This is a genomic window from Bhargavaea cecembensis (genome assembly GCF_000826125.2).
Lineage (GTDB): Bacteria > Bacillota > Bacilli > Bacillales_A > Planococcaceae > Bhargavaea > Bhargavaea cecembensis_B.
Map to the genome: position 1 here is coordinate 916,734 of NZ_LN651373.1, position 14,848 is coordinate 931,581.

General features: G+C 56.2%; 15 protein-coding genes and 1 other annotated feature. Of the genes, 10 read left to right on the top strand and 5 right to left on the bottom strand.

What is annotated here, in order from left to right:
* Positions 1-717 precede the first annotated feature (717 nt).
* On the top strand, positions 718-942 hold the full coding sequence (locus BN1189_RS10015; protein WP_040227798.1) for a hypothetical protein: 225 nt from the start codon (positions 718-720) through the stop codon (positions 940-942).
* On the opposite strand, the gene trpS is transcribed toward BN1189_RS10015, so the two are convergent.
* The gene (gene trpS, locus BN1189_RS10020) at positions 893-1,879 is read right to left on the bottom strand and encodes a tryptophan--tRNA ligase (protein ID WP_040227799.1); all 987 of its coding nucleotides are present in this window, start codon (positions 1,877-1,879) and stop codon (positions 893-895) included. The two genes, BN1189_RS10015 and trpS, sit on opposite strands and share 50 nt — an antisense overlap.
* Positions 1,880-1,926: 47 nt before the next feature.
* Positions 1,927-2,139 (bottom strand) — a binding site (T-box leader).
* Positions 2,140-2,267: 128 nt separating this feature from the next.
* On the opposite strand from trpS, the gene BN1189_RS10025 reads away from it, so the two are divergent.
* From BN1189_RS10025 to pepF, 5 genes are all read left to right on the top strand, one after another.
* On the top strand, positions 2,268-3,467 hold the full coding sequence (locus BN1189_RS10025; protein WP_040227800.1) for a putative glycoside hydrolase: 1,200 nt from the start codon (positions 2,268-2,270) through the stop codon (positions 3,465-3,467).
* 467 nt (positions 3,468-3,934) lie between these two features.
* Complete coding sequence (gene spxA, locus BN1189_RS10030; protein ID WP_040227801.1) at positions 3,935-4,333, top strand: transcriptional regulator SpxA; 399 nt, start codon at positions 3,935-3,937, stop codon at positions 4,331-4,333.
* 240 nt (positions 4,334-4,573) lie between these two features.
* Positions 4,574-5,239: an adaptor protein MecA gene (gene mecA, locus BN1189_RS10035; protein ID WP_040227802.1), complete on the top strand. Its 666-nt coding sequence runs from the start codon at positions 4,574-4,576 to the stop codon at positions 5,237-5,239.
* 368 nt (positions 5,240-5,607) lie between these two features.
* A complete protein-coding gene (locus tag BN1189_RS10040) occupies positions 5,608-6,759 on the top strand; it encodes a competence protein CoiA (protein WP_040227803.1) in 1,152 nt (383 codons plus the stop codon).
* 50 nt (positions 6,760-6,809) lie between these two features.
* Positions 6,810-8,624, top strand: a complete 1,815-nt coding sequence (gene pepF / locus BN1189_RS10045; protein ID WP_040227804.1) for an oligoendopeptidase F — start codon at positions 6,810-6,812, stop codon at positions 8,622-8,624.
* Positions 8,625-9,100: 476 nt separating this feature from the next.
* Here the strand turns inward: pepF and BN1189_RS10050 are convergent, their stop codons facing one another.
* The 4 genes from BN1189_RS10050 to BN1189_RS10065 all read right to left on the bottom strand — a co-directional run bounded on the left by BN1189_RS10050 (position 9,101) and on the right by BN1189_RS10065 (position 11,982).
* Complete coding sequence (locus tag BN1189_RS10050) at positions 9,101-9,979, bottom strand: IS3 family transposase (RefSeq protein WP_052455554.1); 879 nt, start codon at positions 9,977-9,979, stop codon at positions 9,101-9,103.
* Complete coding sequence (locus BN1189_RS10055) at positions 9,973-10,248, bottom strand: helix-turn-helix domain-containing protein (RefSeq protein WP_040224721.1); 276 nt, start codon at positions 10,246-10,248, stop codon at positions 9,973-9,975. Before BN1189_RS10055 ends, BN1189_RS10050 begins: the two co-directional genes overlap by 7 nt.
* A gap of 538 nt (positions 10,249-10,786) precedes the next feature.
* Complete coding sequence (locus tag BN1189_RS10060) at positions 10,787-11,584, bottom strand: DsbA family protein (RefSeq protein WP_040227805.1); 798 nt, start codon at positions 11,582-11,584, stop codon at positions 10,787-10,789.
* Positions 11,581-11,982: a globin domain-containing protein gene (locus tag BN1189_RS10065; RefSeq protein ID WP_040227806.1), complete on the bottom strand. Its 402-nt coding sequence runs from the start codon at positions 11,980-11,982 to the stop codon at positions 11,581-11,583. The genes BN1189_RS10060 and BN1189_RS10065 overlap by 4 nt, the downstream gene beginning before the upstream one ends.
* A 203-nt stretch (positions 11,983-12,185) precedes the next feature.
* On the opposite strand from BN1189_RS10065, the gene BN1189_RS10070 reads away from it, so the two are divergent.
* From BN1189_RS10070 to BN1189_RS10085, 4 genes are all read left to right on the top strand, one after another.
* Positions 12,186-12,566, top strand: a complete 381-nt coding sequence (locus tag BN1189_RS10070) for a hypothetical protein (RefSeq protein WP_052455803.1) — start codon at positions 12,186-12,188, stop codon at positions 12,564-12,566.
* A gap of 29 nt (positions 12,567-12,595) precedes the next feature.
* On the top strand, positions 12,596-13,297 hold the full coding sequence (locus BN1189_RS10075) for a GTP pyrophosphokinase (protein WP_040227808.1): 702 nt from the start codon (positions 12,596-12,598) through the stop codon (positions 13,295-13,297).
* Positions 13,266-14,081 (top strand): NAD kinase, encoded by an 816-nt coding sequence (locus tag BN1189_RS10080; protein WP_040227809.1) that lies wholly within the window; start codon positions 13,266-13,268, stop codon positions 14,079-14,081. Before BN1189_RS10075 ends, BN1189_RS10080 begins: the two co-directional genes overlap by 32 nt.
* The coding region (locus BN1189_RS10085; RefSeq protein ID WP_040227810.1) for an RluA family pseudouridine synthase at positions 14,071-14,848 on the top strand (778 nt) is incomplete at its 3' end. The genes BN1189_RS10080 and BN1189_RS10085, both read left to right, overlap by 11 nt.

Below are 14,848 nucleotides of genomic sequence, written 5' to 3' on the forward strand. Positions count from 1 at the left end.
GCAGAGCAGAACGGCTTATGACCCCGAGCCCCTGCCGCCCGCAGCTGGACAAAGAAAAGCGGAGCGGGCCGCCTAGACCCGACAGGCATAAGGCGGACGGCGGCGCGAAGCCTGCTTCGCAGAGCCGGCTGACTTATGACCCCGAGGGTCTGGCCCGCGCAGCTGGACAAAGAAAAGCGGAGGGCGGTGCACAGAGGCGACAGGCATAAGGCGGGACGCAGAGCGGATCCTGATCCGCGGCGCGGCATGACTTATGACCCCGAGCCTCTACCGCCCGCAGCTGGACAAAGAAAAGCGGAGCGGGCCGTAATAAGGGAAGTCAGCCTACGAGCGCCGCTTAAATAAAGCGGCAAAGGCTGACTGACCCGCTTTCAGCGGACCTCCGACAGGCATAAGGCGGACGGCGGCGCGAAGCCTGCTTCGCAGAGCCGGCTGACTTATGACCCCGAGGGTCTGGCCCGCGCAGCTGGACAAAGAAAAGCGGAGAGCGGTGCACAGAGGCGACAGGCATAAGGCGGGACGCAGAGCGGATCCTGATCCGCGGCGCGGCATGACTTATGACCCCGAGCCTCTACCGCCCGCAGCTGGACAAAGAAAAGCGGAGGGCGGTTGCAATCCGTATTAACCTCAATCAAAAAAGAAAGCGGGACCCTTTTCGAATAAGGGTCCCGCTTTTTTGATATGTTGTACAAACCTCAATCAGAAAGGTGACCGGCCGTGAACCGACTTTTCCTCTTTCTGTTTTCTTACGGACTGTGCGTGGTGACGATGTCCCATCTCGTCCTGTTCCTGAACTACCGGGCGCTCGGCCACTCGTGGGAGAGCGTCTTTCGCTATATCGTCGCCACGCCCGATTTCAAGCTCCTGGTCATTGCGCTGATCGTCCTGCTCTTCACCGTTTCCGGCCGAGGCCCATTGCGGCTTCCATCCGGGAAAGAGTAGCAGAGGCGATGGCGTCCGCTTTTTCCGCACCTTCGTCGAGGATCCGGTCCAGCTGTTCGGAATGGACGAGCTCATGGTACCGTTCCTGAATCGGCGTCAGATGATGGATGATGGCTTCTGCAACGCCGGCCTTGAAATCGCCGTATCCGCTGCCTTCATACTTCCGGACAATCTCTTCGACGGGTTGTCCGGAAAGGGAAGCTTCGATGTTCAGAAGGTTCGAGACACCCGGTTTATTCTGCTCGTCATAGGCGACGCGGCCTTCGGAGTCGGTCACCGCACTCTTGATCTTCTTCTCGATCTGCTTCGGCGTGTCCAGAAGCGTGATGACGGCTTTTTTGTTTTCATCGGACTTGCTCATCTTTTTCGTCGGCTCCTGGAGGGACTTGATCCGGGCGCCGTGCTTCGGCAGCCGGATGTCCGGCACTGTCAGCGTCTCGCCGTACCGCTTGTTGAAGCGCTCCGCCAGGTCCCGTGTGAGCTCGACGTGCTGCTTCTGGTCATCCCCGACCGGCACGATGTCCGTGTTATACAAAAGGATGTCCGCCGCCATGAGCGGGGGATAGGTGAGCAGGCCGGATGATACCGCTTCGCGGCCATCCGATTTGTCCTTGAACTGGGTCATCCGCTCAAGCTCGCCGATGTAGGAGATGCACTGCATGATCCAGCCGGCCTGCGCGTGCGCCCGCACTTCGGACTGGATGAACAGAGGGGACTTCTCAGGATCGACGCCGACCGCGATAAAGGTGGCCGCCAGCGCCCGGATGGCATCCCGCAGCCCGTCCGGATCCTGGGGCATCGTGATGGCATGGTCATCGACGATGCAGAAAACACAATCATACTCATTCTGGAGCTCCGTGAACTGCCGGAACGCCCCGATGTAGTTGCCGAGGGTTACCGTGCCCGTCGGCTGAACGCCGGAAAAAATCCGTTTCATTCAAAAAACCTCCCGTAAAATAAAAAAATCACCAGCCATCCCATCAAAACTGGGACGGATGATGTGTCATCAACCGCGGTACCACCCGCTATTGCCAAAAAGGCCGCTCAAACCCGTAACGCGGGCGGACGGGACCGGCTACCCGATGTTCGCCGATCCTGCTCAGGAGCCCATTCAACGGGGGAGCCGGCCTGTTCACACCACCCACAGGCTCTCTGGGCGGCTGCCCTCCGCATACTCTTCTCCATCTGCGCATTTGATTGGTTCCTTCCATTATATATGCAGGATGCCCGCCGTGCAACAGAAGTCCGAATGTTTCTGGAAATCCTTTCATCAAGCCGGCAGAACTGATAGACTAATAGCACCAAGAAATTTAGGAGGTTACGTCATGAAAAAGAAGTGGATGGCCGCCCTGGCCCTCGCAGTCGGCGTGACGGTGCCTGCCGTTGCATCGGCCGAAAAAGAGCGGCCGGCCGACTTTGAAGGGATGGCTTACGGTTATGAGGACATCGACAATGGTGTGATTGCCTCATCCAAGCTTTACCGGTACGACTCGGGGCTAGACTTCGAATACCCGGATGCCGTGCGGGGGATCTATCTGACCGGACATTCCGCAGGAGGAGCGAAGTTTGAGCAGCTTGTCGATTTTGTCGGCAGCAATGACCTGAACGCCATGGTCATCGACATCAAGGATGATTTCGGCTACCTGACCTATCAGCCTGAAGCGGATTCTCCGCTTGCGGAAAAGGGCATCGATCAGCCGTACATAAAAGATCCGAGGGCCGTTTTGGAGCGGCTCGAAGAAAAGCAGATCTATCCGATCGCCCGGATCGTGGTGTTCAAGGACACGGTGCTTGCGGAAAAGCGGCCGGACCTGTCTTACACCGATGGTGGGAAAGTATGGAAAAACGGACGGGGCGAAGCGTTCGTCAGCCCGTTCCTGAAGGAAGTCTGGGATCATAACGTTGACATCGCCATCGAGGCCGCCAAGCTCGGCTTCAAGGAGATCCAGTTCGACTACGTGCGGTTCCCGGAAGGCTTTGAGAACCGGGCAGACACGCTCGGCTATACATTCGGGGAATACGAAAACTCCGAACTGGATCCGGTCCAGCGCCGGGTGCAGGCCGTGACGGATTTCGTCGCTTATGCAAAAGAGCAGCTGGAGCCTTACGGAGTCGATGTTTCCGTGGATATTTTCGGCTACGCGGCAACCTTGCCGGAAGCTCCCGGCATCGGGCAGAACTTCTCGAAGATCTCCGAAAACGTCGATGTCATTTCCTCAATGATCTATCCGAGCCACTGGACATCTTATTTCGGCATCGCCAAGCCGGACCTCGAGCCGTACAAGCTCGTTGCAGAGTATGCCAAAGTGGAGAATGAAAAGCTCGGCGAACTGGAAAATCCGCCGGTTTCCCGGCCGTGGCTGCAGGACTTCACCGCATCATGGCTCGGCAGCGGCAACTATTTGAGATACGGGAAATCCGAGGTGGAAGCACAGATCAAGGCGCTCAACGACGCCGGGATCGACGAGTTCCTTCTATGGAATGCGGCCAACCGATATTCGGAAGGCGTGGACTATACACCATAACAAATTGCCGGGTACACGGCCGCAGAAGCGGTCACGAAGAGGCATGCGCGGAAATCTTTTTTCCGCAGCATGCCTCTTTTTCGTTTACAGGTTGCCGTTTCGGGAAAACATGGACTAGAACGGAACTTATCTCCCGCAGAAACGTACTAATAACTGTGAGAGATGAAACACCTGATATTTTCATTCAAATGGAGTTAAATGAGAATGAATGATTCCGGTATTCCTGTCTCTGTGTACAATGGCATTGCGGTATAACAGCAGAGGAGACGGCCATTCCCGCCCAATCTGCAAAATATCGCGAAACTGTGAAGGCTTTTGTCAAATGAAAAACTTTTTAAGAAAACGTGTATCGCAATGGTCAAATATGGTGTATAATAAAATCATGCTAAAGAACATTAGAATGATTTTAATCAGAAAGACCCAATAAACGCTCCGACTTCCTACCCATTTGAAAGGACGTGTAGTGGATGAGTGTCACACTTTTTACATCGCCGAGCTGCACTTCATGCCGCAAAGCGAAAGCATGGCTTGAAGAACATGAAATTCCATATACAGAACGGAACATCTTCTCCGAACCGCTCACCATTGACGAGATCAAACAGATTCTCCGCATGACGGAGGACGGGACGGATGAAATCATCTCGACCCGTTCGAAAATCTTCCAGAAGCTGAACGTCGACCTTGAAAGCCTGCCGCTCCAGACTCTCTACGAGCTCATCCAGGAGCACCCGGGCCTTCTCCGCCGGCCGATCATCCTGGACGACAAGCGTCTCCAGGTGGGCTATAATGAAGATGAGATTCGACGGTTCCTCCCGCGCAAGGTGCGGGCATACCAGCTCCTTGAAGCCCAGCGGATGGTCAACTGAGCATATGGACAGACTGACAGGAGAAGTTCCGCTTACCCTGTCAGTCTTTTCGTTTTTTTCGCTTGCTTTCCTCACGACCGTCCCATACAATGCTAATACTACCTCCAAACCGTCGGCAGGACACGCCTTTCCGCTCCTGCCGGTCCGGCATATACTACATCAGGACACTTGCCAACGGCGGAACGTTTCATTTTCAACATGGGTGTTATGGAGAATACCGTCGGAAGGGAGAGGTGCAACATGGAAATAGAACGGATTAATGAAAACACGGTCAAGTTTTTCATTTCGTATATCGATATCGAGGAACGCGGATTCACGCGCGATGAGATTTGGTACAACCGCGACAGAAGCGAAGAGCTGTTCTGGGAGATGATGGAGGAAGTGGACGATGAGTCCGACTTCGCCATCGAAGGACCGCTCTGGATCCAGGTCCACGCCATGGACAAAGGGCTCGAAGTGACCGTCACGAAGGCACAGGTGACGCGTGACGGAAAACAGCTCGAGTCCCCGTTCGGCTCCGACGAACGCAGGCGGATGTACGGACAGGATGAATCATCCTATGCGGACCTGCAAAACCTTGATCAGTATATGCCTGAATTCCGTCAGGAGGAGGACGAGTGGGCGGACGCCACATTCGCCGTCGCGGAATTCGATGACCTGATTCCTCTTTCTGCGATCCTGAAAGGGGAGACGCTCCGGACATCGCTCTACCTGTTCGAGGACCGCTACTACCTGCATATCGGGTACGATGAGCTGCCGGGCGACGAAGACGACCTGGAAGACGTCAACAGCATCCTGCAGGAATACGTCAAGCGCTCGAACGTCACCATCCACCGTCTTGAAGAATACGGAAAAGTGATCATCGCCGATGACGTATTCGGCACAATTGCAGAACACTTCGGCTGATCAGTCAGCCTGATCGAACGGGAAGCCCGCGGGCTTCCCGTTTTTATATGCGCAGAATTGATAAAACCCGGCGCTGTTCCGGAGCATGTCCAAGACACTGTGTAATTCCATTATCCAAAGAAGCCCGCTCGCTTACCGCGGACGTCGTCTCAGCCACTTCGGGCCCCGCTCTGTTTTTTATACAATCAAGTGCCATTTCCCGTCCGTCTTGAAAGTTTTATTTTGGGCGGTTTTCTTTGTCCATAATTCAATTTTGCCCCCGATATCGATGTCAAAATTGAAATATGGCTTCTTTCTTCACGGTGGGCGGGTTTGCCCGTTTCTCCCCGCGCGGCTACAATGGCGGAAAGGAGGAAGGGGGAATCGGTTTGCTGTCTGCGATGATGGATAATGGGGTGCAGCTCGTTTTGACGAGGGAGCTGTCGAAGGGGTCGCTGAACCAGCTGCGGGAGGATCATGTCTTTCATTGCCCGCAGTGCCATGGACGGATGTGGCTGAGGCTTGGAGATGTACGGATTCCGCACTTTGCCCATGAAGCGGGGGCCGGGTGCCGGAATGACTTTTCGGAAGGGGAGTCGCCGGAACATCTCGCGGGAAAGCAGATTCTGTATGACATGTTCACCAATATGGGGTTGCGGACCGGGATGGAGACGAGGATTCCGTCGATCGGCCAGCGCCCGGATCTGCTCGTTGAAAAAGACGGCCGGGCCCATGCGATCGAATTCCAGTGCAGTCCGATTTCCAGGTCGCTCATCAATGAGCGGACCGGCGGGTTCACGAGCATCGGCGTCGAGACGCATTGGATCCCTGCAACGCCAAAGAGCTGGGACGGGATGGGTCCGGCGATCCGGACAAGGTCGCTGCCGGATTTCCTGCAAAGTTTTTTTCGGGTCAACGGGGGCGGGGGAAGGTTCTTGATGACGTTTGATCCGCTCACCGGCCATTTTTACTACTTCGTCCATCCGATGCATGTGACCGGAAACACGTTCATCGGAAAAACGGTCGTCCTGCCGTACACGGACCAGCACTTTCCGTTCGCCGTGCCGGCGAAGCCGGAGCGAAGAGAATTCCGGCATTACATGCGGGCCTATGCGAAGCGCCGAAAGTCATACCTGGACAGAAGGATCCTGATCAGCCGGAAAGGCGTGAACGACCCGCTGCTCCGGGCGTGCTATGACAACGGGGTGCTGATCGGGCGCCTGTCTCCGTACATCGGCGTCCCGACGCTCCTCGCCGGGAACTATTCGGAGCACTCGGCGGAGTGGCAGGCGCTGTTTTTGTTCCATATGACGGCCCACGGGGCGGGCGGCAAGTGGACCGACGGCGGAATGATCTCGAAGTTCGTGAGCAAGTATCCCGCTGAACGGGGGGACGCCCGCCCGGCGGTGGAAGCGTATGCCCGGTTTCTGAGCCGGTCCGGAATCGGATCTCTCGCAGAGCTGGACGGCCTTCGGGTGCTGTCGGATGAATCGATTGACCTTCTATGGGATGATTTCCTTGCCAGCCAAAGTGAAAATTGAGAAAATGGTCATGTGTTTTATTTTGGCAAGCGAAGGAAGGAGCATTTCACATGACGACTGAACCCAAATCGGATGTGCTGACAAGAGACCAGGTGCCTGTCGAAGAGACTTGGCGGCTTGAGGACATTTTCGAAACGGACGAGAAATGGAATGAAGAATACGAGGCGCTGGACGAACTCACAAAGAAAGCGGATTCATACCGCGGGACGCTCGGCGAGAGGCCGGACAAACTGCTGGCCGCCTTCGAATTCCAGAACGAAGTGTATGAGCGCCTGTCCCGACTTTATACTTATTCCCATATGCGCTACGACCAGGATACGGGCAACAGCCATTACCAGGCGCTCGACAGCCGGGCGAAGACATTGCTCGTCAAAGTATCGACGGCATTCTCGTACTTTATTCCCGAGCTGCTGTCGATCGATGAGGACAAGCTGAAACGCTTCATCGAGGAAAGCGACGGGCTGAAGCTGTACCGGCAGGCGATCGAAGAAGTGAACACGCAGCGGCCGCATGTCCTGCCGGCGGAGCAGGAAGCGCTTCTCGCCCAGTTTTCGGAAGTCGCCGGCTCTTCGTCCGAGACGTTCGGCATGCTGAACAATGCTGACCTCGAATTCCCGATGATTAAGGACGAAAACGGGGAAGAAACCCAGCTGACCCATGGCCGCTATACGACGTTCCTCGAGAGCGGGGACCGGTCGGTGCGGGAAGGGGCCTTCCGCGCCATGTACGGCACATACGGAAAGTTCCTCAATACGTTTGCGTCCACGCTTTCGGGCAACGTCAAGGCGAACAACGTGAATGCACGTGTGCGGAACTACAGCTCTGCACGTGAAGCGGCCTTGTCCAACAACCATATTCCGGAAACCGTCTACGACAACCTCGTCGGGACGATCAATGAAAACCTTCCGCTGCTCCATAAATACGTGTCCCTCCGCAAGAAAGTGCTCGGCGTTGACGAGCTCCATATGTGGGATATGTACACACCGCTCGTGAAGGACGTGGACATGAAGATCCCTTATGACAAGGCGAAGGGCATGATGCTTGAAGGCCTCGCCCCGCTCGGCGAAGAATATGCCGGCATCCTGAAGGAAGGTCTGGCCGGCCGCTGGGTCGATGTCCGGGAAAATAAAGGCAAGCGCTCCGGTGCTTACTCGTCCGGTTCCTACGGGACGCACCCGTACATCCTCATGAACTGGCAGGACAATGTGAACAATCTGTTCACGCTCGCCCATGAGTTCGGACACAGCGTCCATAGCTACTACACGCGGCAGAACCAGCCGTTCGTGTATGGCGATTACTCGATCTTCGTCGCGGAAGTGGCGTCGACCTGCAACGAAGCGCTCCTGAACGACCACCTGCTGAAGACGCTCGACGACGAGCAGCAGAAAATGTATCTGCTGAACTACTGGCTCGAAGGCTTCCGCGGCACGGTATTCCGCCAGACGATGTTCGCCGAATTTGAGCATGAGGTCCACCGGCTCGATCAGGAAGGGACCGCCCTCACCGCAGAAAAGCTCACGGAAGTATATTACGAGCTGAACAAAAAGTACTTCGGCGATGACCTTGTCGTCGATGAGGAAATCGGCATGGAGTGGGCGCGAATCCCGCACTTCTACTATAACTATTACGTCTATCAGTACGCGACAGGCTACAGTGCCGCAGTCGCCCTGAGCAATAAAATCCTTGAAGAAGGCAAGCTGGCCGTCGACCGGTATATCGGCGAATTCCTGAAAGCCGGATCGTCGGATTACCCGATCGAAGTATTGAAGAAAGCCGGCGTCGACATGACGTCCCGCGAGCCGATCGAAGCGGCCTGCCGCGCATTCGGCGAAAAGCTCGATGAACTTGAAAAACTGCTCGGCTGAGCCGGGCATGTGAACGGCAGCAGACCGGAAAGGATCTTTCCCGGTCTGCTGTTTTTTGTGCAGGCGGAGACTGTGGGATTGAGGATTCGTATAGGGGAACGATCGCTTGGTCAGACGGTCAGTTTTTTCTGAATTACTTTTTAAATATAATGATTTAAAAGGTGAAAACGTTCACAATGTGACAACCCTGTGAAATGTCTTGTGAAACCTTGCGCATACTATTATTCCGTGATAAATTAAGAGCGTGAAATATTTCACCAAACAAACACCCCTTTTGTTTGAACGTGAACATTTCCCCCATCCCCTTCGTGTAATACGAAAAAGGCACCCGCTCCTCCCCCGGAGCGGGTGTTCTTTTTGTGCTTGGAGGTTATTGAGGGAGCGGGGCGTCGGGATTTATGGATCTTGGAGTGAGTCGTCCGCAAATGGTGGTCTGGTCCCTGTCAAGTTTACAGTTGATTCTGTCCGATAAAGATTCAGGCAGCCAACACACTTCCGACCTCGGCAGGAGGCACGCCGTGCTTGAGCTGGAGGCGTTCGTGGTTATAAAAGTAGATATATTCCTCGATGGCAATCCGAAGCTCCTCAAGAGACCGAGGGTCGCCAAAGCAGGCAATCTCAGTTTTGAAGTGACTGAAAAAGCTCTCGATGCATGCATTATCCCAACAGTTGCCGCGCCGTGACATGGACGGTGTCAGGTTCATCGACTGAAGGCGTTTCTGGTATCTCAGGCTCATAAACTGGCTGCCCTGGTCGCTGTGGATAATGGCCTTCTTCCGGTTCCCTTTCACCTTCTCCAGCATCTCGAGCGCTTCCAGGACCAGGCCGGTGTCCTGGTTCGGCCCGTAGGCGAATGCTACGATCGAGTCGTCGTACAGGTCCTTAATGGCGCACAGATAGGTCCAGTGTTCCGTAGGAACGAAAGCGCGCACGTATGTGATATCCACCGAGAATTTCTTCATCGGCTTCGTGGCTTTAAAGTTACGCTTCAAGAGGTTCTGCGCCACCTTCCCCTCTGTACCGCCGTGACGGTACCCTTTGCGGCGAATCCGACATTTGAGCCCATATCGGCGCATGATTCTGGAGATTCGCTTGATATTGACGGTGAGCCCGAACTCTCTCTGGAGCGCCAGCTTGATCCGGCGTCGCCCATAGGTTCCCCGGGACTTGGCGAACACCTTGGAGATATAGTGAAACATCTGCTCATCCTTGAGATCCTGGGCAGAGTGATCCTGCCGCTTCTTCCACTTGGCATAACCCTGCCGGGAGACATCCGACGCCTCCGCGAGGAGGGAGACCGAAAAGGTGTCCTTATTCAGGTCGATGAACAGGAAACTATCTTGTTTGCTTAACACCCCCTTTTCAGATCCAAGAGCTTTTTTAAGAGGAGGATCTCCGCCTTCTGCAGTTCAATCAGAGCATCCTTCTCATCCGACGGTTTCCGGCCATTCTTGCCCCTGGCGTCATGCAAAGCCTCGAAGCCATCCATCTCCACTTTTTCGACCCAGCGTCGGATCGTCCGATCCGAGACATTGTACGAAAGAGCCAACTCCTCAGTGGAAGAGCCTTCAAAAAATTCCTCCACTGCTTTCACTTTTATATCGTAATCCCGCTTCTGGTTCATTTTTCGGCACCCCTTTTCGTTACTCCTAGTGTGACAGAATCAAGGTGTAAACTCTAAGGGGACCATATCACGGAATTGAGTCGTCCGCATCCGGCCCCGAGTCGTCCAGGTTTATTCTTCCATGGGTGAGTCGTCCGCAAACTGCCGCGAGTCGTCCGGATTTGGGCTTGAGTCGTCCGCATCCGGCCTCGAGTCGTCCAGGTTTATTCTTCCAGTGGTGAGTCGTCCGCAAATGGCTTCGAGTCGTCCGGATCTGGGCTTGAGTCGTCCGCATCCGGCCCCGAGTCGTCCAGGTTTATTCTTCCATGGGTGAGTCGTCCGCAAACTGCCGCGAGTCGTCCGGATTTGGGCTTGAGTCGTCCGCATCCGGCCGCGAGTCGTCCAGGTTTATTCTTCCAGTGGTGAGTCGTCCGCAAATGGCCTCGAGTCGTCCGCATCCGGCCGCGAGTCGTCCAGGTTTATTCTTCCATCGACGAATAAAGGCCCCGCAGCTGAAAAGCCGCGGGGCCGTGTCAATGGATGGATGGGATAAGGGCAGTCAGAGGTCCAGTTTGCGGCGCCAGAGTTTGGTTCCCGAGAATGGGACGCATTCGACTCGGCGCTGGAGGAGACGCTTTTTTAGTTCGCGCTCCGCGGTGCGGACGTTCACTTTATAAATGGCGGCGATCTCGCTCGTCGTGAGTGAATCGAACCGCTTGAACAGCTCGTCAAGGGAAGGCGGGATTGATTTTTCGAGCTGTTCCCCGAGCAGTTCCTCGAGAACTTTCACATAGATTGCGTAGTCGTGGATTCCTTCGACCATCAGGCCTTCATCTTCGAAGTTGTTGTTGAAGAAGACGAAGCTCGGGGCGTTGTCCACTTCCATCTCACGCGAGATGTACAGGTCGCACTGAAACGACTTGGCGGCGTTAACGGAGCGGAAGTCCTGGATGAATTCATCGACATCGATGCCGATCCGGTCGGCGATCTCGATCAACGTTTCCTGGGTGCTCACGTCCCGTCCCTTCAGGAAACGGTAGTCGAGCAGTTTCGACAGGTACCTGAAGCCCGCCCGCTTGCCCTGGAACTCCGCCGCTTTGATGGCGACCGCGGGCAGGGCGGGGTGGGGGACGTGGGATGCTCCCGCAGCCTGGGCGATGCCGCGCTGCGTGGACATCGCCATCTTCATGATGACGCGGTAGGTGAAGTAGCGGTCATATTCGATCTGCAGTCTGCGGAGCACAGGGATCAGTTCCCAGCACTTCGGGTCTCCCGGATCGATGAAGACATACAGTTCAAGCGGCTTGGACGGATGCTCCGCTTCCGGATTTTCGGAAGGCTTCGGAATGAGCGTCAACTCGATCCCTCCTCTGCCGGCTCCTGCCGGTTGACCATGTGATTGGCGGTCAAGATCAGGCGCTTGTAAAAGTCTTCACGGATCTTCCCTTCCAGGCCGGCCTCGTCCATCGCTTCCGCCATGCACTCGAGCCAGGCCTGTGCCCGGTCATAGGTGATCGGGAACGGCATGTGCCGGGCGCGGAGCATCGGATGGCCGTGCTCTTCCGTGTATAGGTTCGGACCGCCAAGGAACTGAGTGAGAAACTGTTTCTGCTTCCTTGCGGTTTCGGTCAGGTCATCAGGGAAAATGGGCTGCAGCATCGGATGCCGGGCGACTTTTCCATAGAAGCGGTCAACAAGGTCGGAAAGCAGTTCAGGTCCGATCTCTTCATAGGGAATAATGGGTTTCCGGGTCATGATGCATGCTCCTTTGCAAATTCCGTTGGCGATTCGGTTGGCTATGATTTTAAAATCATTCTATCAACCGGCCATCCGATTCACAAATAAATCGATTTTCCATTGGCCGGAAACGCACACGAATCCGATTGGGAACTGCGCGATGGCGCGCTCTATGATAGACTGAAAACGACTATGGCTATTGTAAGAAGGGAAGAGGACAAGTGAAACGCAATCTGAGGATCCGGACCGCAAAAACAGGCGGCAAAATAGAGTTCATCCTGGATGAAGGGACGGTGCTCCCGGAAGCGGCGCCGGCGGGCCGGATGATCACGGACACGGATGCCGGCACATTCATTTATCTGCTCGACGACGGAGAACAGTTTCTCCACATCCATTTTCCCGGCGAGGTCTGGCCGGCGATGGCGGAGGCGCTCCGGGCCGGCACGGATCCGGTCCTGACAGACGGCAGCCGCCGGTTGGTTCTTGAGCGGTTTGCGGATGAGCTGGATATGCTGATCTTCAACATTGAAGGAAACGACAATTACGGGGACGAGTTCTCCGGCGCGGTGGAAGCCGCATTTCATGAAATCCTCGGGGCTTGACGGGCCCGACCGGACGGGGGAGTGGAAAAATGGGACAGTGGGAACGTTTTCTGGAGCCGTATAAACAAGCGGTTGATGAACTGAAAATCAAGCTGAAGGGCATGCGGAACCAGTTTGCCCGGGAGATCGAGCATTCGCCGATCGAGTTCGTCACGGGACGGGTCAAGCCGATCCCGAGCATCTACGATAAATCGCTCGAAAAGGGAATCCCGTTCGAGCCGTCGGAGGCGCTGGCAAAGGAGCTCCCGGATATCGCCGGCCTCCGGATCATGTGCCAGTTCGTGGACGACATCGGGACGGTCGTGGAAAACATCCGGCTCCGCAATGATATGCGCGTGGTCGAGGAGCGGGACTATATCTCGAAGAACAAGCCGAGCGGGTACCGCTCCTACCATATGATCATCGAATACCCGGTCCAGACGATCCACGGGGAGATCGGCATCCTGGCGGAAATCCAGATCCGGACGCTCGCCATGAACTTCTGGGCATCGATCGAGCACTCTCTGAACTACAAGTACAAGGGCGTGTTCCCGAAAGAGATCAAGGCGCGCCTGCAGAGGGCGGCCGAGGCGGCTTTTTCGCTCGATGAGGAAATGTCGAAGATCCGGGATGAAATCCAGGAGGCGCAGAGATATTTCAGCGAATACCGCGGAGAACCGCGTGACGACATGCGAAAGACCGAAGAAGGAGGCGGCGGCGATGAGATTTTCAATCCAGTCGAGAGGGGATGATCTTTCCAATGCGCTCGCAGAGCAGGCGAAAGACTATCTGTCCGGCTTCGGGATGTTCTTTGACGAAGCGGAGCCCGATATCGTCCTGACGATCGGAGGAGACGGGACGCTGCTCCACGCATTCCACCGCTACCGTGACCGCCTGGCGGACACGGCCTTCGTCGGGGTGCATACCGGGCATCTCGGATTTTATGCGGACTGGCAGCCGCCGGAACTGGAGAAGCTGGTCATCTCGATCGCCAAGCAGGAATATGATGTGATCGAGTATCCGCTGCTTGAAGCGACGATCAGCTACCGGAGCGGAATGAACGATGCCGTGTACCTTGCGATGAACGAATCGACGGTCAAATCTCCCGACGTGACGCTCGTCATGGACGTCGAGCTGAACGGAATGCCGTTTGAGCGGTTCCGGGGAGACGGGCTGTGCGTCTCGACGCCGTCGGGCAGCACGGCCTACAACAAGGCGCTCGGCGGGGCGATCATCCACCCGTCCCTGCAGGCGATGCAGCTGACGGAGATGGCCTCGATCAACAACCGGGTCTTCCGGACGGTCGGTTCCCCGCTCGTCCTGCCTTCGCACCATTCCTGCATTTTGAAGCCGGTGAAAGGGCCGGACTTCATGGTGACGATCGATCATCTCCATCTGCTCCATAAGGACGTCAAGACGATCAGCTACCGGGTGGCGGATGAGAAGGTCCGATTTGCGCGGTTCCGCCCGTTCCCGTTCTGGAAGCGGGTCCATGATTCGTTCATCGATTCGGATATCGGTGCGGATGGATACTGACCGCCGTTTCCGCCTCACCTTCACCGCCGGGGAAGACGGCGGCGAGCTGGGGCGGTTTTTGTCGGACTGCGGAATTTCCCGCCGGACGCTGACGGCCGTGAAATACCGGGGGGGCCTCATCTCGGTGAATGGAATCGAGCGGACGGTCCGCCATCATCTGTCGCCCGGTGATGAAGTGACGGTCATCTTTCCGCCCGAGGCACCCGCCGAGGGGCTGGCGGCGGAGACCGGACCGCTTTCGATCATCCATGAAGACGAGGCGCTCCTCATCCTGGACAAGCCTTCAGGCCAGGCGACGATTCCGTCCCGGGATGCGCCGGCCGGGACGCTCGCAAATGTTGTGGCGGGCAAGTTCCGGGACGAAGGACTGCCCGCCACCGTCCATATCGTCACGCGGCTCGACCGGGAGACGTCGGGACTCGTATGCATCGCAAAAAACCGCCACATCCATCATCTCCTTTCCGAGGAAATGAAGGCGGGCGGCATATTCAAATGCTATGCGGCGATTGCTCCCGGGCGGTTCCGTGAAGACCGCTTTCTGATCGACGCGCCGATTGGCCGAAAGGAAGGGAGCATCATCGAACGGACCGTAAGGCCGGACGGACAGCCGGCCAGAACGGAAATCCGAGTCGTCCGGTCGGCGGAGCGGGAAGGCCGGGTGCTCAATCTGCTGTCGGTCGTGCTCCACACCGGCCGGACGCATCAGATCCGGGTTCACCTGGCCTCGGCCGGCCATCCGCTTGAAGGAGACAGCCTTTACGGCGGTG